The sequence below is a fragment of the Pseudomonas sp. Pso3 genome (genome assembly GCF_055393275.1).
The window spans coordinates 715,203-736,267 of record NZ_AP043687.1 but is presented as its reverse complement, the minus strand read 5'-3'; the positions used below and the strand labels follow the sequence as shown (position 1 = coordinate 736,267).

General features: G+C 68.0%; 17 protein-coding genes. 8 read left to right on the top strand and 9 right to left on the bottom strand.

Going from position 1 to position 21,065, the window contains the following annotated elements:
* Positions 1 to 48 precede the first annotated feature (48 nt).
* The gene (locus ACZ5R1_RS03460; protein ID WP_464712814.1) at positions 49 to 951 is read left to right on the top strand and encodes an NAD-dependent protein deacetylase; all 903 of its coding nucleotides are present in this window, start codon (positions 49 to 51) and stop codon (positions 949 to 951) included.
* On the opposite strand, the gene ACZ5R1_RS03455 is transcribed toward ACZ5R1_RS03460, so the two are convergent.
* Positions 878 to 2,023: an acyltransferase family protein gene (locus ACZ5R1_RS03455; protein ID WP_145151488.1), complete on the bottom strand. Its 1,146-nt coding sequence runs from the start codon at positions 2,021 to 2,023 to the stop codon at positions 878 to 880. The two genes, ACZ5R1_RS03460 and ACZ5R1_RS03455, sit on opposite strands and share 74 nt — an antisense overlap.
* A gap of 385 nt (positions 2,024 to 2,408) precedes the next feature.
* On the opposite strand from ACZ5R1_RS03455, the gene ACZ5R1_RS03450 reads away from it, so the two are divergent.
* Both ACZ5R1_RS03450 and ACZ5R1_RS03445 read left to right on the top strand, forming a co-directional pair.
* Positions 2,409 to 3,011 (top strand): nucleotidyltransferase domain-containing protein, encoded by a 603-nt coding sequence (locus ACZ5R1_RS03450; protein WP_288472884.1) that lies wholly within the window; start codon positions 2,409 to 2,411, stop codon positions 3,009 to 3,011.
* Complete coding sequence (locus ACZ5R1_RS03445; RefSeq protein ID WP_144948771.1) at positions 2,998 to 3,450, top strand: DNA-binding protein; 453 nt, start codon at positions 2,998 to 3,000, stop codon at positions 3,448 to 3,450. Before ACZ5R1_RS03450 ends, ACZ5R1_RS03445 begins: the two co-directional genes overlap by 14 nt.
* 30 nt (positions 3,451 to 3,480) lie before the next feature.
* Here ACZ5R1_RS03445 and ACZ5R1_RS03440 read toward each other — a convergent pair whose 3' ends face one another.
* Positions 3,481 to 5,913 (bottom strand): glucan 1,4-alpha-glucosidase, encoded by a 2,433-nt coding sequence (locus ACZ5R1_RS03440; RefSeq protein ID WP_464712813.1) that lies wholly within the window; start codon positions 5,911 to 5,913, stop codon positions 3,481 to 3,483.
* A 101-nt stretch (positions 5,914 to 6,014) separates the two neighbouring features.
* A complete protein-coding gene (locus ACZ5R1_RS03435) occupies positions 6,015 to 8,246 on the bottom strand; it encodes an FUSC family protein (protein WP_464712812.1) in 2,232 nt (743 codons plus the stop codon).
* A gap of 164 nt (positions 8,247 to 8,410) precedes the next feature.
* Between ACZ5R1_RS03435 and ACZ5R1_RS03430 the strand changes: the two genes are divergently transcribed.
* Entirely contained in the window at positions 8,411 to 9,343 is a 933-nt protein-coding gene (locus ACZ5R1_RS03430) for a LysR family transcriptional regulator (protein ID WP_288406623.1), read from the top strand.
* Here ACZ5R1_RS03430 and ACZ5R1_RS03425 read toward each other — a convergent pair.
* The 5 genes from ACZ5R1_RS03425 to ACZ5R1_RS03405 form a co-directional block, all read right to left on the bottom strand.
* Positions 9,340 to 9,873: a cytochrome b gene (locus tag ACZ5R1_RS03425; protein ID WP_144948760.1), complete on the bottom strand. Its 534-nt coding sequence runs from the start codon at positions 9,871 to 9,873 to the stop codon at positions 9,340 to 9,342. The genes ACZ5R1_RS03430 and ACZ5R1_RS03425 overlap by 4 nt on opposite strands.
* A gap of 235 nt (positions 9,874 to 10,108) precedes the next feature.
* Entirely contained in the window at positions 10,109 to 11,377 is a 1,269-nt protein-coding gene (locus tag ACZ5R1_RS03420; protein ID WP_115945242.1) for an arsenic transporter, read from the bottom strand.
* Positions 11,378 to 11,425: 48 nt separating this feature from the next.
* Positions 11,426 to 12,529 carry a metallophosphoesterase family protein gene (locus ACZ5R1_RS03415; protein WP_464712811.1) on the bottom strand — a complete coding sequence of 368 codons (1,104 nt, stop codon included), beginning with the start codon at positions 12,527 to 12,529 and terminating at the stop codon, positions 11,426 to 11,428.
* A 1-nt stretch (position 12,530) separates the two neighbouring features.
* Positions 12,531 to 13,835 (bottom strand): MFS transporter, encoded by a 1,305-nt coding sequence (locus ACZ5R1_RS03410; protein ID WP_232104404.1) that lies wholly within the window; start codon positions 13,833 to 13,835, stop codon positions 12,531 to 12,533.
* 251 nt (positions 13,836 to 14,086) lie between these two features.
* Entirely contained in the window at positions 14,087 to 15,040 is a 954-nt protein-coding gene (locus ACZ5R1_RS03405; protein ID WP_027600005.1) for a bestrophin family protein, read from the bottom strand.
* Between the two features lie 457 nt (positions 15,041 to 15,497).
* Between ACZ5R1_RS03405 and ACZ5R1_RS03400 the strand changes: the two genes are divergently transcribed.
* Genes ACZ5R1_RS03400 through ACZ5R1_RS03390 form a run of 3 tightly spaced genes read left to right on the top strand, consistent with a single transcriptional unit; the run spans position 15,498 to position 18,924 of the window.
* Entirely contained in the window at positions 15,498 to 18,326 is a 2,829-nt protein-coding gene (locus tag ACZ5R1_RS03400; RefSeq protein WP_464712810.1) for a DUF748 domain-containing protein, read from the top strand.
* 17 nt (positions 18,327 to 18,343) lie between these two features.
* Positions 18,344 to 18,628: a DUF2845 domain-containing protein gene (locus tag ACZ5R1_RS03395; protein WP_007161012.1), complete on the top strand. Its 285-nt coding sequence runs from the start codon at positions 18,344 to 18,346 to the stop codon at positions 18,626 to 18,628.
* The gene (locus ACZ5R1_RS03390; RefSeq protein ID WP_074585046.1) at positions 18,625 to 18,924 is read left to right on the top strand and encodes a DUF2845 domain-containing protein; all 300 of its coding nucleotides are present in this window, start codon (positions 18,625 to 18,627) and stop codon (positions 18,922 to 18,924) included. The genes ACZ5R1_RS03395 and ACZ5R1_RS03390 overlap by 4 nt, the downstream gene beginning before the upstream one ends.
* 273 nt (positions 18,925 to 19,197) lie before the next feature.
* Here ACZ5R1_RS03390 and ACZ5R1_RS03385 read toward each other — a convergent pair whose 3' ends face one another.
* On the bottom strand, positions 19,198 to 19,980 hold the full coding sequence (locus tag ACZ5R1_RS03385) for an NAD(P)H-dependent oxidoreductase (RefSeq protein WP_027600987.1): 783 nt from the start codon (positions 19,978 to 19,980) through the stop codon (positions 19,198 to 19,200).
* 86 nt (positions 19,981 to 20,066) lie between these two features.
* Here ACZ5R1_RS03385 and ACZ5R1_RS03380 point away from each other — a divergent pair, with 86 nt between their 5' ends.
* Positions 20,067 to 20,981 (top strand): LysR family transcriptional regulator, encoded by a 915-nt coding sequence (locus tag ACZ5R1_RS03380; protein WP_027600001.1) that lies wholly within the window; start codon positions 20,067 to 20,069, stop codon positions 20,979 to 20,981.
* The last annotated feature ends 84 nt before the right edge of the window (positions 20,982 to 21,065 follow it).

Here is a 21,065-nt window from a genome sequence, read left to right as displayed (position 1 = left end):
CATAACCCTTTCCAAGCTGGGGATATCGCCCGCAACCCCAGGTGCACGATGTCCTTGCCCGAGCTCCAGTCCTTTATCGCCCGGCACGAGCGGATCTTTCTGCTCACCGGTTCCGGTTGCAGCACCGATTCCGGCATTCCCGACTACCGCGACCGCGACGGCGCCTGGAAGCGCCCGCAACCGGTCACCCTGCAGGCCTTCGTTGGCGACGAATTGTTGCGCCGCCGCTACTGGGCACGTAGCTTGATCGGCTGGCCGCGTTTCTGCCAGGCGCGGCCCAACGCCACCCACCAGGCCCTGGCGGCCCTGGAGCGGCGCGGCCAGGTGGAGATGCTGCTGACCCAGAACGTCGATCGGCTGCATCAGGCCGCCGGCAGCGAGGCGGTGATCGACCTGCACGGGCGCCTCGACCAGATCCGCTGCCTGGGCTGCGAGCTGCGCCTGCCGCGCCAGGAGTTCCAGCAGTGGCTGGGCGAACTCAATGACGACTGGCTGCAGCTGGACGCGGCTACCGCCCCGGATGGCGATGCCGATCTGGAAGGCGTGGACTTCATGAGTTTCCGCGTGCCCGACTGCCCGCGCTGCGGCGCCCTGCTCAAGCCGGACGTGGTGTTCTTTGGCGAACACGTGCCCGGTGCGCGGGTAGAGCGCGCCTTTGCCCACCTGGGCCGCGCCGATGCGCTGCTGGTGGTGGGCTCGTCGCTGATGGTCTATTCCGGCTTTCGCTTCGCCCAGGCCGCGGCTCGCGCCGGCCTGCCCATCGCCGCCCTGGGCTATGGCCGGACCCGCGCGGACGACCTGCTCGCGCTCAAGGTGGAAGCCTCCTGCGCCCAGGCACTGGCCTTTCTGCTGGAGTATCCCGGGGCGGCGCCGGCGCTTACGCCGGCACTTGCCGAGGCCGTGGCGCCCTGCCCAGGTGCATCAGCGGACGCTCGATCCAGCGGTAGCTGAGCATCGACAGCAGGCAGGCGAGCACCAGCACCGGTGGCAGCAGGGCCATGAAGCCGACCGTACCCAGGACCTCGACAGACCCCAGGTTGAGCAGGGTGAAGAGGCCGTAGAGCAGCAGGCCATGGGTGAGATAGAGGCTGTAGCTGATCTCGCCCAGCACCTTGAGGCCGCGACTGCGCAGGAGGCCGAAGAGGTCGTTGCCGGCGGCCATGGCGGCGAAGGGCAAGGCCAGCGCCAGCATCTGCTTGAGGTTGTAGTCCGGCTGGGTCATGGCATAGGCCACCAGCGCCAGCGACAGCGCGGCCACCAGGGGCGTGCGCAAACGTGCCAGCAACGCCGGCCGATGGACCTTGACGAACACCGGCAGGAATCCCAGCAGGAACAGCAGGCCGAAGCGCGCGCCCAGCACGTGGTAGTGATAGCCGGCGGCAACCAGGCCGCCCACCAGCAGCGCCGAGACCAGCAGCGGCAGGCCGAAGCCACGGCGATTGAACAGCGCGGCGATAAGCGGCAGGGCCAGGTAGAACAGCGCCTCGTAGCGCAGCGTCCAGTGGGCGCCGGCGGTCATCCAGCCGCTCTCCTCCAGGCCGTTGAGACTGAAGCCGGAAAACAGCTCCCAGCTGAGCAGCTCGAGCATGAAGCGCTGGCCGTCGGCGATGACGAAGTGGGTGCGGATCAGGGTGAAGAGCACCACCACGGCCACCACGCAGAGATACAGCGGCATCACCCGCAGCACCCGCGAACGGAGCAGCTCGCCCCAGTCCGGCGTGCGGCGATAGACCTTTCCGAAGAACAGGTAGCCGGTGATCATGAAGAACAGCGAGACCGGTACCACGCCCATGTTGTAGAGCAGGTCGCTGTCGGGTTCGCGCCACTGGCCCTCGGCCTTGAGGTGATAGGTCAGCACGAAATGCAGGCAGACCACAGCGGTGGCGAGGATGCCGCGTAGGGCATCCAGCGGCGAGGAGCGCGCCAGGGTCTCCTCGGTCAGCAGCGGGCTGCGGCGCAGGGCGAAAGCCAGCAGCACCAGGGTGCCCAGGTAGAGGGCGATGGGGAGAGCGACGTCAGTCATATCCGTGACCTTCTTGACAGGAACCGGCAAAGACCCGCCCCCAGACCACCGGAGCGGTCGCCGGAGCGAGCGAGAGAAAAGCGCGACAGCCGGGCACGCTACCGCGCGGTACGCGACCGAGGGCAGGAGGGCCGGAGCGAAGAGGGAAAGCAGGGAGCGGAAGGATCCGCCCATCTCAGGAAAGCCCGAGAATGCCCATCAGACAAGTCTTGTTACAGGCGTTCCCTGAGCGATCAAAGGTAAAACAGGCTCTGGCACTGGCTATAGCAGAGATCTACCGCTTGTCGGTTAGGCATCCAACTGATCGTTTGAGGCATGGTAGTGCTGGATGATTGCTGCCTTTTAAGCTTCAATTGCAGCCTAAAAGGCAGCAATAAGGTTTTCGATGTCACTCGCGTCCGTCCTTTTTCCCGACTATCGCCGCAAGGTCTTGGCGCTGCTGCTGCTCCATCCGGATAGTAGCTATCACCAGCGTGAAATCGCGCGATTGACCGAGACCCAGTCCGGTACCCTCAGCCGCGAACTCGTCAAGTTAGTCTCGGCGGGTCTGGCCGTGAAAACGCGCGTGGGTAATCAGCAGCACTACCGTGCCAATCCGGACTGCCCGATCTTCGAAGAGCTGGCGAGCATTCTGCGCAAGACCAGTGGCCTTACCGACATCCTGGCCGAGGCATTGGGCCTTGTTGCAGACCGGATAGAAGCAGCTTTCGTCTTCGGCTCGATGGCCAGCGGCAAGGCGAACAGTGGAAGCGATATAGACCTCATGATCCTAGGCACCGTGACCTTCGGTGAAGTAGTGGCGGCCCTTTACCCCTGCCAGGAAAGGCTTGGCCGCGAGATCAATCCCAAGGTATACCGGCAAGAGGAATGGCAGAAGCTGTTGGTGGAAGGGGGAGCCTTCGTCACGGATCTGCTAGAAAAGCCCAAGCTGTTCGTCATAGGCGACGCTGGCGAACTGTCACAAGGATGGACAGATGACCCTGGATAATTTGATTGGCAAACGTCTCGAAGCGATTACGCCGGATTCGGCAGGTATCCGGCGCCTGCTGGAGGCAGCGCAGCGTAGCCTGACGGACGCCCGCCTGCCGACGCTGAGCAGTGAAAGCCGCTTCGATCTGGCCTACAAGGCGATCATGCAGGGCGCTAATGCAGCGCTTCAGGCCAATGGCTATCGCACCCTGACCAGTCGCCCTGGCCATCATCAGACCATGATCCAGTCCTTGCCCCGGACCATAGGTCTCGCTACGCCAACGATGCTGGTACTGGACACCCTGCGGAAGCAACGCAATGTCATCGACTACTCGGGCGACTTGGTCAGCGACTCGATGGCCGAAGAGGCATTACGGCAGGCTGAAACCCTGCTCCAGCAGATCGTACTATGGCTGGAGCAACAACGACCCGACCTGCTGCCGGGTCGCGAGCCCTGACGGCGCTCGCGACCCGGCAGCATTCCTTACTCAGGGCGCCAGTGCCCGCGCCACCACCGGGTAGTGATCCCACACCTGGCCGTCCGCCATGGAGCGCAGCAGCTTGACGTATTCGGCGTGGGACCAGGCCAGCGGCGTCGCCGAATCGGTGCCCTGCCCCTTGGTGTAGCCGTGGCGCCGGTTGTCGCCCACACCGTCCCAGACCTGCTCGGGCAGCATCAGGCCGGCGTTGGCGAACAGTTCCAGGCCGCGGACGTAGGTGTCGCGCAGCTTGCCGAGCGCCGCCGCATCCGGCTTGCCCTGCAGGACCAGGCGCGCCAGCTCGTAGTGCCCGCGCTCACCGGTGAAGATCGGCCAGACCCGGCCGCGCAGTCCGGAGTTGGGCACCGGCTGCTCGGTGGCGGGAAAGTTGATGCCGGAGCTCTCGCTCTCGCCATAGCCGTCGTTGCCGTAGCGGCGCCAGCCGGGGAAGGTGCCTTCCACTCCCGGGTACTGGAAGCTGTACTTGACCCGCAGATTCTCCGGCAGGCCCTCGTCGTCCAGCACCGCCAGGCTCTTCTGCACCAGGGGATCGCCGGCCGGTCGCACGCCGTAGCGCACCAGTTCGAGGAAACCGGCGTCCAGCACCTGGTCTTCCGGCAAGCCCGGGCGGCTGTTGTTGTCCACCAGCTTGCCCTTGTCGTTGGGATCCTCGTTCTGGGTGATGCGCAGGTAGTAGTTGCCGGCGCCCAGGCTGCCCTGGGTGGTGGCCATGGTCTTTTCCACCTGGCTCGAATAGCGCCGCGCGGTGTCGCGGTAGCGGCTGGCATTGGCCTCGTCGCCGGCGTGGCGCGCCAGTTCGCTCGCCGTGGCGAGACCGGCGATCACCGCCGCGGTGGTGGACGGCGAATAGCCCCACTGCTCTTCCCAGCGCTCCTGCTGGGTCTGCGGCGGCTTGACCTGCCAGGTGTTCCAGCCCAGGTTGACCTGGCTGTCGCGGGCGAGGAAATCCGCCGCGGGCCGGAGCATGTCGCGATACCAGCGATCGATCTCGGCATCGCCCAGCAGGCCGCCTTGCCAGAGGCGGTAGCCAAGCATGATCGGCATGGCGGTCTGGTCCAGTTGCACGCCCACCCATTCGATGGTGCCGTCGACGTGGGTCTTCTGCAGGAACCAGCCGGTGGCCCCCGGCGCGCGGACCTCGTCGCTCTGCTTCTGCTGGTGGATGAAGGCCGAGCTGTCGGCCGGCTTGTGGGCGGTGTTGGCGTCCACCTGCACCTGCTTGAGGTAGCTGAAGGCGACCTTGGGCGTCTGCCGATCGCCCAGCGCTAGCAGCGCCATAGCGCACTGGTAGAAGTCCCGCGGCCAGACCGCCTTGTAGCCGGTGGTGCCCTTGGCCGCCGGCACCGTTTCGCCCCAGGGATTGGACAGCGAGGCGATCAGGGCGCCGGCGTGGGTCTTGTCTTCCTGGGCCTTGAGCACCAGGGCGCTGGCGTTGACCAGCTTGCCGCCGTCGCCGGCCTGGGCCTGCAGGCGCGGCAGTTGATCAAGGCTGGCCAGGTAGTCCTGCCAGCCGATGGCGTCGCCCTCGCCGTTGTAGTGGGCCAGCACCTTTTGGTAGCCGCGGGCCAGGGTGGCATCGGCCGCCGCCTCGGCCTGGTGCGGATTGGCGCCAAAGCCCACCACCACGTCCAGGGTGGTCTCGGCGCCCTTGAGCGGCAGCTTGGCCAGCATGGCGACGTTGCCGGCCTGGTCACCGGTGCTGCTGTAGAGCTGGGTCAGCTTGCCGTTGCGGCGCAGGTCGTCGAGGCCGTCGGAGCTGCCGACGAAACCCACGGTGGGCGTCTGCAGGGGCTGGCTGGCCTTGACCACCAGGGCGTGCTCGCCTTCGCTGGCGTAGAGCACCGCGCCCTTCACCGCCGCGCGATCATGGCTGCCGCTGTTGGCCAGCGCCGGATCGACATAGAGATAGGGCTGGATGCGCGGATCCTGGCTGCGAAAGATGACGCGCATGACCAGGGTGTCCTGGTCCGGGTCGGTGAAGACGTGCTTCTCGATCTCGTAGCGGCCCTGGCGGTCGCGATTGACGATCCGGTAGGCCAGGGAAGTTGGCCGGCCGGCGCTATCGGTGGCCAGGTATTCGATGCGGCTGTCGGTGTCGTCGCGCTCCAGGTGGGTGAAGTCGGGGCCGCGGATCACCAGTTGCATCTCGCGCAGCTGCGCCTCGTGGATGAGGCCCTGCATGGTCTCGGTAACCACCCCCTGGGCCAGGGAAAACCAGACCCGCGAGACGCGTCCGGTGCTGGCCTGGTCGCTGTAGGCGCCATCGCGATAGGCCTCGTAGCTGGTGCCGATGCCGGTCTTGCCGGAATAGGACCAGAAGGGTGTGGCGCCAGGGGCACCCGGGGCCTCCAGGGCAGACGCCAGGGGCGTCAGGAGAAAACTGGCGGAACAGAGCAGCGGACGGACGAAGCGGACGGGCATGGGCAGGCGGGCCTTGTTCTGGTTGTGCCGAAAGTCGCATGGCAGAGGGCCTGCTGGCCCTCCCCGTCCGTAAGCCTAGTCGGATTTTGGCCGGCTGCTGGCTAGCCTTCGTCGCGCGCCGGTGGCCGGGGCTGCGGCAGATGCCCGGCCAGGGGCGAATCCGGCGCCAGCAGCGAGGTGCGGATGACGTGCAGGTAGCTGGCGATGCGCCGCAGCGGCGAGCGGTCGAAGTCGCCCGGCGTGGGCTCCAGGTGGCGCTGGGCCTGGTGCGCCAGCAGGATGGCCTGGTCCACCGCGCCCAGGGCGCGGGCCAGGTTGGCGGCATCGGGTTGGCGAGCCAGCCGCACCAGTGCCCGACCCAGGGCGCGGATCGCAAGGCGCCAGGCGCGCTGTTCGCGATACCAGGGCAAGGGCGGCAGCCTGGCCTGTTCCAGGCGCAACTCGATGATGGCGTGGCCCAGTTCCAGGCTGAGAAAGGTCCAGCGCAGCAGCTGCCGCTGCACCAGCGGCTGGCCCACGGTGAGCACCTGCACCTGGTTGAGCAGATCGCGCAGGCCGGAATCGAAGCGGCCACTCAGGCCGGCCAGGGGCGCGCCTATGGCGTGGACCACGCGCTCGCGCAGGGCAGCCTCCAGCCGCCGCCAGACCCAGGGCTGGCTGGGCGGCAGCAGCACGCTGACGGCCACCGCCGCCACGCCGCAGGCCACGAGGTAAGCCAGGTAGGTGTTGCAGAAGAGGTCGGCGTCGTAGCGCGGCAGATTGCCCGGCAGGGCCGCCGAGCAGAACCAGACCATCAACCCGGTGCCATAGCCGGCCAGGCGTGGCCGGGTGATCAGCCAGGCGCCGGCGGTGAATACCGGCGCCAGCACCAGCAGCAATAGGGCGAAGCCGTCGATCCAGGGCAGCACCTGGAAGTGCAGCAGCCCGCCGGCCAGGGCCCCGACCAGGGTGCCACCGGCCAGTTGCAGGCAATAGCGGCGCGGATCGGCCGAGGTGGAGGCCAGCGCCGAGATCAGCGCCGCCGCCAGGGTGCAGGCCGCGCCGCTCGGCCAGGCGGTCTCGATCCAGAACAGCCCTACGCCCAGCACCACCAGGGCGCTGCGCACCCCGGCCATCCAGGCCACCGCGCGACTGGCGAGCGGCGTGAAGGTCTCGCGCGTCTTGGGCGCGGTGCTGGTCGGCAGGTCCAGCTCCAGCTGGGTATTCAGCAGCAGATGCAGATCCTCGGCGAAGCGATAGAGCAATTCGGCGGCGGTGTCGTAGTCGAGCCGGTCGACCTCGGCCGCAGGCGCCGTGCGAGCCAGTTGCTGACGACCGGCGCGGATCGCCGCCATCAAGGTTTCGCGCTTCGCGGCCAGGCGCTCGTTGAGCCGGCGCAGATCACGCTCTTCCGGTAGTCGGCCCAGGCTCGGTGCCAGGGCGGCGGCGATCAGTTCCAGGGCAGGCGCCAGGGCCTGACGCACCGCCGGCGGCCGCTCGGTCAGGCGCGCCAGCAGCTGGTAAAGGGCATGAAAGCGGGTGTTGAGCAGCATGAGGCGATTGCCCAGGGCCGCCAGGCGCCCGCTGCGCCGCCGCAGATAGGGCTCTTCGAAGACGCTGGCGCTGCGCAGGCTCTCGAAGCCCACGGAATCGGCGGCGAAGCGGGCGCTGAGCGCGGCGAAGCGTTCGGCCTCGAGGCGGCCGAGCAGGCCGTCATGGGCCATGGCGAGGAAGTCGCGCAGGCGCTGCGCCAGGGTGCGGCGCAGCACGCCGCGGGTGGTCTGCGGCAGGATCGCCACGCTCACCACCCCGGCGCAGCAGATGCCCAGGGCGATCTCCAGCAGACGCCAGATCGCCTGCAAGAAGGCGCCCTGGGGCTGGGCCACCGCCGGCAGCCCGACCAGGCAGGCGGTATAGCCGGCCAGCAGGAAGGCATAGCTGCGAAAGTCGCGATAGCGCGCCGCCCCGCGGGTGCAATAGCCGATCCACAGCACCAGGGCGCCGAGCAGCAGGACCCGCTCCTGGGCGAACAGGGCGATGGCGGCCACGGTGAAGCTCAGGCCGGCCAGGCTGCCGACGATGCGATAGAAACTCTTGGCCAGCACCTGGCCGCTCTGCGGCTGCAGGACGATGAAGACGGTGACCAGCACGGTGCTCGGTTGCGGCAGTTCCAGGCGATAGGCCAGCCACAGGGCCAGGCCCGCGGCCAGCAGTGCCTTGGCGATGAAGGCCCAGGTCTGGCCATCGGTACGCGCCCATTCGCGGCCGGCACGGCGCCAGGCATTCAGGCTGGGCCAGCGTTGGCGCGGAACGGAGCGGGAGGGCCGCAGGGGCAACGGCGAAGCGAGGGGCATGCTGGGCAACGACGGGATCGACGGGAGGGGGCGAGAGGCAGCGCCTCGGCGGCCATTCTAGGAACCCGGGTCCACTCCGATTAAGCCGGGTGCGACAGCAAAGAGCGTTAACCAACGGGCGGGTAATGGCCCACAATGGCCCTTTCCACCGCCCTGCCCCGCCCATGGATCATCTCTTCAATCTGCGCGCCTTCGCCTGCGTGGCCCAGACCGGCAGCTTCACCGCCGCCGCGCGCCAGCTGGAACTCACCACCGCCTATGTCTCCCGGGCGGTCAGCCAGTTGGAGCAGCACCTGCAGACCCGGCTGCTGCACCGCACCACCCGCCAGTTGCGCCTGACCGAGGCCGGCGAACGCTACCTGGTGCGCTGCCAGCGTATCCTCGCCGACCTCGACGAAGCCGACGCCGAGGCTCGTCACGCCCTGGCCGTGCCGCGCGGCCGGCTGCGCATCCACACCATGACCGGCCTCGGCCAGCACTACCTGATCCAGAGTCTCGCCAGCTATGGCGAGCGCTATCCCGAGGTCGACCTGGATCTGCAACTGACCAACACCTTCACCGACATCCTCAAGGAAGGCTACGACCTGTCGCTGGTCCTCGCCGACGGCCTGCCGGACTCGGCCTTCCATTCGGCGCGCCTAGGCAGCACCCACAGCGTGCTCTGCGCGGCGCCCGCCTACCTGGAACGCCAGGGCCGACCGACCACCCCGGCGGAGCTGACCGGGCACCGCTGCCTGCGGCTGGTCAATCGCGCCATGGCGCCGGATCGCTGGTTGCTGGAAGGGCCCGAGGGCCTGGCCGAGGTGGCGGTGGATCGACCGCCCTTCCAGGTCAACACCGCCGACGCCCTGGCCGAAGCCGTGGCCAGCGGCCTGGGCATCGGCGCCCTGCCGCTGTACGCCGCGGTCGAGGGTCTGACCAGTGGCCGTCTGCAACGGGTGCTGCCCGGGCACCGGCTCTATGCCCTGGACATCCATGCGCTCTATCCCTCGCGGCGCTTTCTCGACGCCAAGATCCGCACCCTGGTGGACCACCTGCGCGAGACCCTGCCGGCCCTGCTGGAGCGCGACCGGCAGCGGGTGGAAGGCAGCGCCTAGAGGCGCTGCTCGGGGAGCATCCGCTCCAGCGTCCCGTCCCGACGGATCGCCACGTGCCAGACCACCGCCGCCACGTGCAGCAGCACCAGGCCATAGACGGCGAACTGACCGGCCACATGGATGCGATTGGCGAGGATGCCGAGGGCTTCATGGCGGGGAAAACCCGGCAGGGAAAACAACCCGAACACCGGCACCGGCTGCCCCTGGCCGGCCATCAGGTAGCCGGTCACCGGCATCAGCAGCAGCACGGCATAGAGCAGGCCGTGATTGAGACCGGCGAGCAGCCGCAGCAGGCGCCCGTCGCGGGGATTGGCCGGCGGCGCCGGATGCCGCCAGCGCCAGGTCAGGCGGATCAGCACCAGCAGGAACACCGAGATCCCGGTGGATTCGTGCAGCAGGTACCAGAGCGTACGCACCGGCCCGGGCGGAAAGTTTTCCGCCACCCAGACGAAGGGCAAGAGCAGGCACAGCAGGGCGACGGTCAGCCAGTGCAGCGCCTGGGCGAAGCCGGTGTAGCGGGCGATGGCCATGGGCGATGCTCCGTAGCGGACGAACCCCTATAGTGCCCCAGGCGCAGCGGCAGCGCCGCTACGCCTGGAGACCGTCCATTAGAGCCTGCTCAAAGGCTCGCGAGCTAGAGCCAGACAAGGCCTGGGCGGCCCCGCGAAAACGGCTGAGGAAGCGGAGTTTACACAGGGTAAATGAGCATTCCGAAGCCGTTTTCAACGCCGTCTGGCCGACGCGCAGCAGCCTTTGAGTAGGCTCTCAAAGATGGATCAGCGCGGCTAGGGCCAGCAGCAGCGCCGGGATCATCACCACGGCGCCCAGCTTGAGGAATTGCCAGAAGCTCACCGACAGCCCTTCGCGTCTGAGCGCGGCCAGCCATAGCAGGGTCGCCAGGGAACCGGTGATGGACAGGTTGGGGCCGAGGTCGATGCCGATCAGCACGGCACCGGCGATCTTTTCCGAGACATGGGCGGCCTGCACCGCCGCCCCGGCCAGCAACCCGGCCGGCAGGTTGTTGACCAGGTTGCTGCCAAAGGCCACCAGCAGCCCGGCGCCCCAGGCGGCGCGCTCCGGGGTCGCCTGGGCGGCGGCCTGCAGCTGATTGGCCAGCGCCTGCAGCACCCCGGTGGTCTCCAGGGCCTCCACCAGCACGAACAGCCCGGCCACCAGCGGCAGCACGCCCCAGGAGATGTGCTTGAGCAACTCCAGGCCGCCGCCGCGCTTGCAGGCCACCACCACCAGGAAGGTGGCGAAGCCGGCGAGGAAGGTCGGCAGACCCAGCTCCAGATCCAGCGCCGAGGCGCCGAGCAGCACCAGGATGGTCAGGATCAGGCCGCAGCCGGCGATGCGTCCGGTGGTGGGCAGCGCATCCACCGCCCCCCCTTCGGACAGCTGCTCGGCGCGCAGGACCTTGGCCTGGGTCGCCCAGAGGGTGAGGAAGGTCGCGGCGATGGCCAGGATCGACGGCACCGTGAACAGCGCCAGCCAGCGGCTCAGCTCGGGCATGTGCTCGGCGAAGACCACCAGGTTGGCCGGGTTGGAGATCGGCAGCACGAAGCTCGCCGCGTTGGCGATGAAGGCGCAGGAAAACAGATAGGGCAGCGGATTCTTCACCTTCGCCGCGCGGGTGGCGTAGTAGACCGCCGGGGTCAGCACCACGGCGCAGGCGTCGTTGGAAAGAAACACCGTGACCAGGATGCCGACGCCATAGACCAGCGCGAACAGCCGCAGCGCCGAGCCCTTCGCCGCGCGCACCGCGTGGCCGGCGACCCAGTCGAACAGCCCTTCCTTGCGGGCGATCTCGGCCAGCAGCATCATGCCGATAAGGAACAGATAGACGTCGGTGCCCTTGGCGATGCCGTGCCAGACGCCGTCCAGCGGCAACAGGCCGAACAGCGCCAGCAGCACGGCACCGGCCACGGCGAACAGCGCCTCCGGCAGACCGAAGGGCCGCGAGACCACCCCAAGGGTGGCCAGGGCGGCGATGACCCACGTCAGGACGTGGGGAGTGGTGACGATGGACCCCATGAAAGCGCTGTTCCTTCTAGTCGAGTCGCGAGGTCGGCGCTGCCGACCTCACCATTTGCGGCCATTGCGATTGGGTCCCAATTGGGTCCCCAGCACGCCCTTGGCCTGCCATTCACCCAGTTGGGTGCGATCCGAACCCCAGTCGGCCGGCGCCGCCAGCGGCCGGTGACCGCCGTCCAGGTCGAGCCGGTCGATATCTTCGCCGCCGCGAGAGTCCCTGACCCGCACCTGCAACCGCCGCGTCCCTTCCGGCACTGACCGATCGCCCTGGTAGCGACCCTTGCCCAACGGCTGCAGCGGCCACCAGGGGCCGTCGTCGCACTGCCATTCGCAGGCGGAGAGGTCGGCGTCGCCCAGCACCAGCACTCGGCACTCGTGACCCTCGGCCACGCCAGCGCCGTTCAGGCGGGGATCGCCGGGCGCGGTAATCTGCACCCAGGGCCAGCCGTCGGGCAATTCGCGAAAGCGCCAGCTCACCGCCGGACCGTCCAGGGTGACCAGCGCGAATCCTACACCGCCTTCCTCGATCTGGCCGGTGGATCTGCAGGCGGCATAGAGCACGCCGCCGTCGTGGGCCAGTTCGTTGTAGTGGGTATGGCCGATCTCCACCAGGCGCACCGGGCCCTCGTGCAGCAGCCGCGCCACCCGCTCGGCTTCGCCGGGCCCCTGCAGGTCCGCCGGATAGCTGTGCATGAAGACCACGCAACGCTGCTCCAGCCGGGTCGCCTCGTGCAACTCCTGCTCCAGCCACTGCAGCTGCTCGCTACCAAGACGGAAATCCGGCCCGCCGCTGCCCGGTCCGCACATGTCGAGGAACAGGCAACGCACGCCGCCCACCTCCCTGGAATAAGGCAGTTGCGGCACCTGCAACTCGGCATAGAAGGGGCCGAGATCGCCGCCATCCATGTCGTGGTCGCCGGTGATCACCGTTACCGGCAGCGGAAAGTCGTCCAGCAGCCGCCTGAGCAGCCGGTACTGCTCCGCGGTGCCGTTGTCGGCGTTGTCCCCGGGCAGATAGACGAAATCCAGTTCGGTGCACCCGCGCAGGCGCTGCAGGAGAGTCTGCAGGTCCCGGGCGTTGTCGGCCTCGGCGGTGGTCAGGTGCAGATCGCCGATATGGGCGAAGGCGAGAAAATCATCCTGGCGTGCCATCTCAGCCTCCCACCACAGTACCGGTGGAACGCGCCGCGTCTCCGGCAACGTGCTCGTCGCGGGTCTCCGGCATCAGCAGCAGATAAAGCACGAAGCCCACCGCGGCGATGGCGGCCAGGGTGGTGAAGGCCGCCGCATAGCCGAAGCGGACGATGATGATCCCGGCGATGGTGGCGCTGATCGCCGCACCCAGCCCCTGGGCGGTGGCGATGGCGCCCTGGCTGACGTTGAAGCGTCCGCTGCCGCGGGTCAGGTCGGCGACGATCACCGGCATCAGGGCGCCATAGATCCCGGCGCCGATGCCATCGAGCAGCTGCACCGCCACCAGGTAGTAGGGGCTGTCAGAAAAAGTGTAGAGCACACCGCGGATCGCCAGCACCGCGAAGGCGAAGAGAAAGATCGGCTTGCGCCCGAAGACGTCGGCCTTGCGCCCCACCAGGATGGCCACCGGCACCATCACGCACTGGGCGGCGACGATGCAGACGGCCACCAGCGAGGTGGCGCTGTCCTTGCCGACGATATGGGTCAGCTGCTGGCCGACCGAGGTCAGCATGGCGGCATTGGCCAGGTGGAAGATGGCGGCCAGCAGCGCCAGCAGCTGCAGCTTGCGATTGGCCAGCAGCGCCTGCCAGGCCGACACCGGCTTGGCATCGCGGGCGCCGTTTTCCTCGCCCAGCCCCTGGGCCAGGTCATCGTCGATCTCGTCCTGGGGTACGCGGACGATGGCGACGATGGAGGCCGCCGCGAGCAACGCCATCAGCCAGAACACCACGGTGGGACCGAAGAAATAGGCCAGGCCACCGGCCAGGGCCGCCGAGACGGCGTTACCGGCGTGGTTGAAGCCCTCGTTGCGGCCGATGTGCTTGGTGAAGGCCTTGGGTCCGACGATGCCCAGGGTGATGGCCGCCAGCGCCGGGGCGAAGATGGCCGCCGCGGCATGGGCCAGCGACTGGGTGGCCGCCACCACATAGAAGTTGGAGACGAAGGGCAGCAGCACGCTGCAGATCGTCACCACCAGGGCGGCGACGCCAACCATGAGGCGCTTGTGGCGGGTGCGGTCGATCAGGGCGCCGGCCGGGGTCTGGGCGATCAGTCCGGCGATGCCGGCCAGGGTCATGATGAAACCGGCGGTGGCCTCGTTCCAGCCCTCCCCCGGACCGCGCACGGCGATCAGATAGATGGCGAGATAGGGGCCCAGGCCGTCGCGGACGTCGGCCAGGGTGAAGTTCAGGGCATCCAGGGCATGGCGCGCGCGGCGCGAGGGTTCGGCGCTGGCCCCGGCGGTCGGGAGACGGGTTTCGGACATGAGCGGGCATCCGTAGCGAGATATAGGTCGTGGGACGCAGGTCCCACGGCACCTCTCGCCCCGGCCCGCCAGCGACCCATGGCAAGCGCCGCTGGGCCCCAGCCAACCACCGCTGCCAGGGGAGATTGCAAAATGTGACCGGAGCGAAGCGGCGCTAGTGCCGTGCCCTCACGAAAGAAATCCCTCTGGCGCGGGACTTTCCGCACGTTTTCCGTCCCACCTGCCCCGCTCTCCCCGGCTGACGCCGCCGGTCAGGCCACCCGTCGGCTCGGTGCGGCGTCGGCCTCGGGCTGGGCCAGGGCCACCGCACTGCCCTCTTCGCTGCGCGGCCGCAGCATCGACAGCAGGTTGGCCTCGATGGTGGCGCACAGCTTGTCCATGGTGATCTGATGCTGGCTGTCGGCGAAGGGCGCCTGCAGATCGCTGCCGATGCGCTCCAGGGCCAGCAGCATGAAGCCGACCACGGTGGACACCAGCGGGGTGAACCAGCCGAGGGTGGAGACCAGGCCCAGCGGCATGGCGATGCAGAACAGGAAACTGAACAGCTGCGGAAAGCAGACGTAGGGATAGGGCAAGGGGGTGTTGGCGATACGCTCCATGCCGCCCTGCCAGTTGGACATGTCCACCAGGGTCTCTTCCAGCCGCGCCAGGCGGATGCTGTCCAGCCGGCCCTGGCGGTATTCGCTGGCGATCAGCTCGGCGGTGCCGGCGAGGATGTCGTTGGCGAAGTTGAGGCTGCCTTCGGCCAGCGCCAGTTCGTGGCGGGCCAGATAGGGCGCGGCCGCCTGGGCCGGATCCTGGCGCTTGAGCTGGGCGCGCAGGGCGTGCAGATAGCCCATGTGCCGACGCAGGAGCACCGCCTTGACCCGGTTCTGCGCCTTGCCCTGGTCGTCGATCAGGGTCAGCACCTGGCGGCCGAAGCTGCGCGAGCTGTTGACCATGGCGCCCCACAGGGTGCGGGCCTCCCACCAGCGGGCATAGGCGCTGCTGTTGCGAAAGCTGATCAGCACCACCAGCGCCGAGCACAGCAGGGTCAGGGGCGTCAGCGGCAGGTCGAAGCGATCGTCGACGAACAGCATGGCGTCCACCGTCACCGCCACATCCCACAGCAGCAGACCGAACAGCGACCAGCCGACATAGCTGAAGGTGGTGCGCAGGAACTGGATCTTCTTCTGGATGGAATGGAGCTGGATCGGACTGGACATCTGCTACTCCCGGCGACGCGGATTCTCGATTCGCGGTTGCCCTGGCCGTCCTGTCGTCACGCCGCGAGCCGTCGAGCCCGTCACCGTTTCCCCTCCCTGAGAATGCAACCTGTTCGCGAGACTAGTCGGCGGTCCTTAAGTCAAACTTAATCTGGAGCGACGGGCGGATCATGGCAAAGTGCCGTGTTAGAGCCTTCGGCAAAGGCCCCGACGCCTCTACCAGAAGCCTTCCCATCCACCTGACCACTGATCGGTCGTGCGTCCGCGCCACTCGTCCGGATTGGCGAAAATGTGAGCGATCCTGCAACCGCTCCTGTAGTCGTGTCCCTGATGGCTCGCATAGCCAGCAGTGCTTTTGGGACGGCCACCGCCCTCGTCGCCGGGGGTGCCGTGCCATAATCCGGGCACCTTCGCCGTCCCAGATGCCTGCATGTCCAGAATTGTGAAAGCGAGCCTCGTGCTGCTCGTGCTCTTGGCCCTCTACAGTCTGCTCGGATTCCTGGTCGGACCGCGCCTCGCCCTGCACTACCTCAACCAGACGCTGACCGAGCGCCTCACCCAGCCGGCCAGTCTGCAGGCGCTGAGGTTCAATCCCTTCACCCTGCAACTGCACGCCGAAAAGCTGCTGATCGGCCCGACTGAGCATCCTGTAATCGCCGCGGAAGGCTTCTCGGCCGACCTGCAGTGGGACAGCCTCTGGCGGCGCACCCTGCACCTGACCGAGGTGCGCCTCGACCAGCCCCAGGTCGATCTGCGCATCGCCAAGGGCGGCCAGGTCAATCTGGCCCAGCTCTGGCGCAGCGAGCCCGCTACCCCCGTCACGCCGACGCCGGCCGCCACGGAGCCCGGCCAACCCTTCCCGGTGCACATCGAGCGCATCGCCCTGGTCGGGGGCCGCCTGCATTTCCTCGACGCCCAGGGCGCCCAGCCGGTGGAAGCCACCTTCACCCCCCTGGATGCCACCCTGCAGGAGTTCCGCACCCGCAGCGGCGACACCCCCGGCCAGCTGGCACTGACCGCCACCACCGCCCAGGGCGGCCAGCTCACCTGGAAGGGCAGCCTGGATCTCTTGCCGCTGCGCAGCGAAGGCGACCTGACCCTCAAGGGCGTCAGCCTTGCGCCCTGGTGGCCCTATGTGCGTAACCAGTTGCCACTGGCACTGGGCAAGGGGCGGCTGGAAGCCAGCGCCCACTACCGCCTGGACCTGAGCAAGACGCTGCAACTGCAACTCAGCCAGGGCCGCCTGGCGCTGGACGACGTCGCCGTGCAGGCGGTGAACGCCGAACCCAAGGCCAGCTTCAAGCGCCTGGCCGCCGAGGGCATCGCCCTGGATCTGCAGCAGCGCGAGGTCAGCATCGCCCGCCTGCGCGGCAATGGCCTGGATGCCTGGGGCAATCGCGAGCAGGACGGCACGCTCGACTGGCAGAAGCTGTTCCCCGCCAGCGACGCCCCGAGCAGCGGCGGCCCTGGCTGGCGCGTGCGCCTCGACGACGCCCAGCTCAGCGACAACCAGCTGCACCTGGTGGACCGCGTGCCCCAGGAGCCGGCCAGTCTCTATTTCAGCGGCCTGGACCTGGCCGTGAAAGGCTTCGACAGCGCCGGCAACAAGCCCTTCGACCTGGCGCTCAAGACCACCCTGGGTGATCGCGGGCGCATCACCGCCGATGGCCAGCTGGCGCTGACACCGCTGCAGGGCAGCTTCGACATCGGCATCGACGAACTCAACCTGCGCCAGGCCCAGCCCTATCTCAGCCCCTATGTGCGCCTGGAGATCCGCAGCGGCCAGTTGGCCGGCCGGCTCAAGGTGGCCCTGGCCCCGGGCGAACCCCTGGGCCTCACCGTCAGCGGCGCGGCCCAGGTCACCCAGGTGCACGTGCTCGACACCCTGCACCAGCAGGACTTCATGCGCTGGCAGCGGCTGGACGTGCAGGGCATCGCCTTCGAACTGGGCAAGCGGCTGGTGATCGACAGGATCGACCTGGAAAAGCCCTATGGCACCCTGGTGATCAACGAAGACCTCAGCAACAACTTCAGCGCCCTGCTGGTCCCCCAGCCGAAAACCGAGTCGAAGGACAGCTCGCCACCGCTGCAGATCCGCATCGGCGGGGTAAGCATCAGGGACGGCAGCGCCGACTTCGCCGACAACAGCTTGAAGCCCGGCTTCGCCACCAACATCCAGTCCCTGGAAGGCGGCATCGGCACCCTGGACACCGCCGCCTCCAAGCCGGCCGACATCCACCTCGCCGGCAAGGTCGATCGCTTCGCCCCAGTGGAGATCAAGGGCCGCCTCGATCCCCTCGATCCCCTGCAGCAGCTGGACGTGACCGCCTATTTCCGCCAGGTCGAACTCACCACCCTGTCGCCCTATACCGGCAAGTTCGCCGGCTACGCGGTGCGCAAGGGGCGCCTCGACCTGGATCTGCAATACCGCATCGACGACGGCAAACTGCAGGCGCAGAACCACGTGGTGCTCGACCAGCTGGAACTGGGCGAGCGGGTGGACAGCAAGGACGCCGTGGACCTGCCGGTGCGCCTGGCGGTGGCCCTGCTCAAGGACAGCCACGGTCGCATCGACCTGCGCCTGCCGGTGGCGGGCAATCTCGCCGACCCCAACTTCAGCGTCATGCCGGTGGTCTGGCAGACCCTGCGCAATGTGCTCAGCCGCGCCGTCCAGGCGCCCTTCCGCATGCTGGCGGGACTGGTCGGCGGGCACGAGGCGGATCTCAGCGCCATCGACTTCGCCCCCGGCAGCACCAGCCTCTCGGCCCAGGCCCGCGGCGAGCTGGACAAGCTGGCCGCGGCCCTGCGCCAGCGGCCGCAGCTGACGGTGGAGGTCAAGGGGCATGCCGGCGCCGCCAGCGACGGGCGCGCCCTGGCCGCCAACCAGCTGGAAAAGGACTTCCAGACCCAGTACTTCAACCTGCTGCAGCGCCGCGGCGACAAGGTCCCGGCCGATCCCAGCCAGTTGCAGGTGCCCGCCGACATGCGCGCGCCCCTGCTGGAAGGCCTGTACCGCCTGCGACTGCAGGCGCAACCGCCGCAGGAATGGGATAGTCTTGACGATGCCACCCGCACGGCGCGCCTGCGCCAGGCGGTGCTCGAAGCCTGGAGCGGCAACGACGGCCTCCTGCGCAGCCTGGCCCAGCAGCGCGCGGGCGCCATCAAGACCTACCTGGTGGACACGGCGAAACTGGACGCCCAGCGGGTCTACCTGCTGGACGTCAGCACTCAAGCCCAATCCGGCGAATCGCCCACGGCCGCGCAGTTGCAGCTCGGGGTGCTCTGACCGGTCAGGAGACCCTCATGCGTTGCCTGCTCGCCGCCTTCACCCTGCTGGTCGCCACCGGCGCCGCCGCCGATTCCATGAGGTGCGGCAACGCCCTGGTCAGCCGGGGTGATCGCGCCTTCGAAGTGCTGCAGAAATGCGGCGAACCCGCCCATCGCGACCTGGTGGGCTACGAACTGGGCCGCAACGAACGCCGCGAGGCGGTGATCGAAGAATGGGTGTACGGCCCGAAGAACGGCGCCAACTACATCCTCACCTTCGAAGCCAATCGCCTCTCTCGCATCGAGTTCCAGCGCCAATGAGTCCACGCCCCCTGCTGTTGCTGCTCCTGCTCGCCACCGGCACCAGCCAGGCCGCGTCGCTGCGCTGCGGCAGCGCCCTGGTCTCCACCGGCTCCACCACCCACGAGGTCCGCGGCAAGTGCGGCGATCCGCTGAGCGTCACGCCGCTGGGCGAACGCCAGGTCACCGATGGCTACGGCTATCGCCAGGTGGAATTCGTCGAGGAATGGGCCTACGGCCCCTGGAACGGCATGCTGTACTTCCTCACCTTCCGCGGCGGCCGTCTGGATCAGGTGGACAGCAAGAGAGCCAACTGAGGCTTGCCTTGTGAGATTCGCGTGGACGAGGCTGCGCCGTCGTCCACCCTACAGCTCGTAGCGTGGAAAACCGCGTAGCGTTTTCCACTGTCTCGACCAGGCCAACTTCGCTGCAGTCCATGCACTGCATGTAACCGCCCCCTCTCCCCTTGGGAGAGGGCTGGGGTGAGGGAAGCATCGTAGGTTGGTTTGAGCGCCAGCGAAGCCCGACACCACCCAAGGCCCAGCCCCGCCGTTGAGCCCCGAGCCACGGAAACCAGGCCGCGCCAACCCTCACTCCTCCCGCAGATGAACCCCCAACCCCGTCCGCCCCGGCGCCAGGTCAGGCTTCAGGGTCAGCGCCGGAATCTCGTAGTCCCCGCCATTCTGCCGCCGGAACGCCAGGGGTGTGTCCGTGGCCAGCCCATCCAGCCGTGCCCCATAGGCCTGGCACAGCCGCTCGAAGGCGACCGCGTCGACCTTGCTCGTGCGATAGACCGGAAACGGCGGCAGCACGCTGAAACCGGGATAGAAGAGGATGCCGTGCTGGATGGGAAAGAGGATGTCATCCAGGCCCCCGTTGATCCCACGCGCGCTGTAGTGTGATTCCCAGCCGCCACAGGTCACCACCAGCATGGCGCGCTTGCCGGCCAGGGTGCCTTCGCCGTAGCGATCGCCCCAGTGGCTATCGCTGTGCTCGCCCACCCCATAGGCGAAGCCACAGGCATAGACCCGCTCCACCCAGCCCTTGAGGATGGCCGGCAGGGAAAACCACCACAGCGGAAATTGCAGGATCAGCACATCGGCCCATAGCAGCTTGGCCTGCTCGGCGGCGATATCCGCCGGTTGTCCACCACTGGCATAGGCGCGCTGGGAATCGAGGACCGCATCGAAACGCTCGCCAGATGCCAGGTGCGGGGCGTCCGCGGCATCCAGGGTGGCCTTCCAACCCATGGCATAGAGATCGGAGACCTGGACCTCATGGCCGGCCGCCTGCAGATGGGCCACGGCGAAGTCGCGCAGCGCGCCGTTGAGCGACCGGGGTTCGGGATGGGCGTAGACCAGCAGGACCTTCATGGTGATCATCTCGTGAGAAAGAGGTGCCTAGACTAGAAGCGGTCGCGCTATGCTGAAAATGAATTGCCGAAACAGCAGCCATTGCCATGCACAATAGCTTAAGGCGCCTCGACCTCAATCTGCTGGTCACCCTCGACGCCTTGCTCGCCGAACTCAACGTGACCCGCGCCGCACGCCGGCTCAACCTGGCGCAGCCCACCGTCAGCCTGCAACTCGGCCGACTGCGCCAGGTGCTCGACGATCCCCTGCTCTTGCCGGGTCCCCGCGGCATGCGCCCCACGGCGCGTGCCGAGTCCCTGCGCGAGCCGTTGCGCCAGGCACTGGCCGCGCTGGAAGACGCCCTGGCACCGGCCGCCCCCTTCGAACCGGCCCGCGCCGAGCGAACCTGGCGCATCGCCGCCAGCGACCATAGTGCAACCACCCTGCTCACCCCGCTGCTGGCTGACCTGCGTCAGCAGGCGCCCGGTATCCGCCTGGCGCTGCTGGACAAGAAGCCAGCGTTGCTCGCCGAACAGCTGGAGGGGGATCACCTGGACCTGGCACTGGATGTGGCCGATACCGCCGCAGCGGGTCTGCGCCAGCGCCTGCTGTTCACCGAACACTATCTGCTGGCGGGCCGGCGCGGCCATCCGGCCCTGCAGCAACCTGTGTCCCTGGACACCTTCTGCCAACTGGATCAGGCGCTGGTCTCGCCGAGCGGCGGCGGCTTCGCCAGCGTCACCGATCGGTTGCTGGCGGAACAGGGCCGCGCGCGGCGGGTGGTGCTGTCGGTGCCCCACTTCGCCACCCTGGCCAGTGTCCTGCTGGTCAGCGATCTGGTGGCCCTGCTGCCCGCCCAGATCGCCCTGAATCATCCCGGCCTGCAGGTCCAGCCGTCACCCCTGGCCATCCCGGGCTTCGACATGCTGCTGCTCTGGCCCGAACGCCTGCACCGCGATCCCGCCCATGCCTGGCTGCGCGAACGGATCGTCGCCAGCCTCGTGAGCCAAACGCCGGCCTGACCAATCGACTCTTTGCATGGAGGGCATACAGCGAGTTGGCTGTTGCTCCCCCGCCCTGGCCCGGCATTCTTGGTCACCTCAGAC

Excerpts from the sequence above, each read along its gene's own strand:
- ACZ5R1_RS03460 (WP_464712814.1), top strand. The coding sequence starts at position 49 with ATGTCCTTGCCCGAGCTCCAGTCCTTTATCGCCCGGCACGAGCGGATC.
- ACZ5R1_RS03455 (WP_145151488.1), bottom strand. The coding sequence starts at position 2,023 with ATGACTGACGTCGCTCTCCCCATCGCCCTCTACCTGGGCACCCTGGTG.
- ACZ5R1_RS03450 (WP_288472884.1), top strand. The coding sequence starts at position 2,409 with ATGTCACTCGCGTCCGTCCTTTTTCCCGACTATCGCCGCAAGGTCTTG.
- ACZ5R1_RS03445 (WP_144948771.1), top strand. The coding sequence starts at position 2,998 with ATGACCCTGGATAATTTGATTGGCAAACGTCTCGAAGCGATTACGCCG.
- ACZ5R1_RS03440 (WP_464712813.1), bottom strand. The coding sequence starts at position 5,913 with ATGCCCGTCCGCTTCGTCCGTCCGCTGCTCTGTTCCGCCAGTTTTCTC.
- ACZ5R1_RS03435 (WP_464712812.1), bottom strand. The coding sequence starts at position 8,246 with ATGCCCCTCGCTTCGCCGTTGCCCCTGCGGCCCTCCCGCTCCGTTCCG.
- ACZ5R1_RS03430 (WP_288406623.1), top strand. The coding sequence starts at position 8,411 with ATGGATCATCTCTTCAATCTGCGCGCCTTCGCCTGCGTGGCCCAGACC.
- ACZ5R1_RS03425 (WP_144948760.1), bottom strand. The coding sequence starts at position 9,873 with ATGGCCATCGCCCGCTACACCGGCTTCGCCCAGGCGCTGCACTGGCTG.
- ACZ5R1_RS03420 (WP_115945242.1), bottom strand. The coding sequence starts at position 11,377 with ATGGGGTCCATCGTCACCACTCCCCACGTCCTGACGTGGGTCATCGCC.
- ACZ5R1_RS03415 (WP_464712811.1), bottom strand. The coding sequence starts at position 12,529 with ATGGCACGCCAGGATGATTTTCTCGCCTTCGCCCATATCGGCGATCTG.
- ACZ5R1_RS03410 (WP_232104404.1), bottom strand. The coding sequence starts at position 13,835 with ATGTCCGAAACCCGTCTCCCGACCGCCGGGGCCAGCGCCGAACCCTCG.
- ACZ5R1_RS03405 (WP_027600005.1), bottom strand. The coding sequence starts at position 15,040 with ATGTCCAGTCCGATCCAGCTCCATTCCATCCAGAAGAAGATCCAGTTC.
- ACZ5R1_RS03395 (WP_007161012.1), top strand. The coding sequence starts at position 18,344 with ATGCGTTGCCTGCTCGCCGCCTTCACCCTGCTGGTCGCCACCGGCGCC.
- ACZ5R1_RS03390 (WP_074585046.1), top strand. The coding sequence starts at position 18,625 with ATGAGTCCACGCCCCCTGCTGTTGCTGCTCCTGCTCGCCACCGGCACC.
- ACZ5R1_RS03385 (WP_027600987.1), bottom strand. The coding sequence starts at position 19,980 with ATGAAGGTCCTGCTGGTCTACGCCCATCCCGAACCCCGGTCGCTCAAC.
- ACZ5R1_RS03380 (WP_027600001.1), top strand. The coding sequence starts at position 20,067 with ATGCACAATAGCTTAAGGCGCCTCGACCTCAATCTGCTGGTCACCCTC.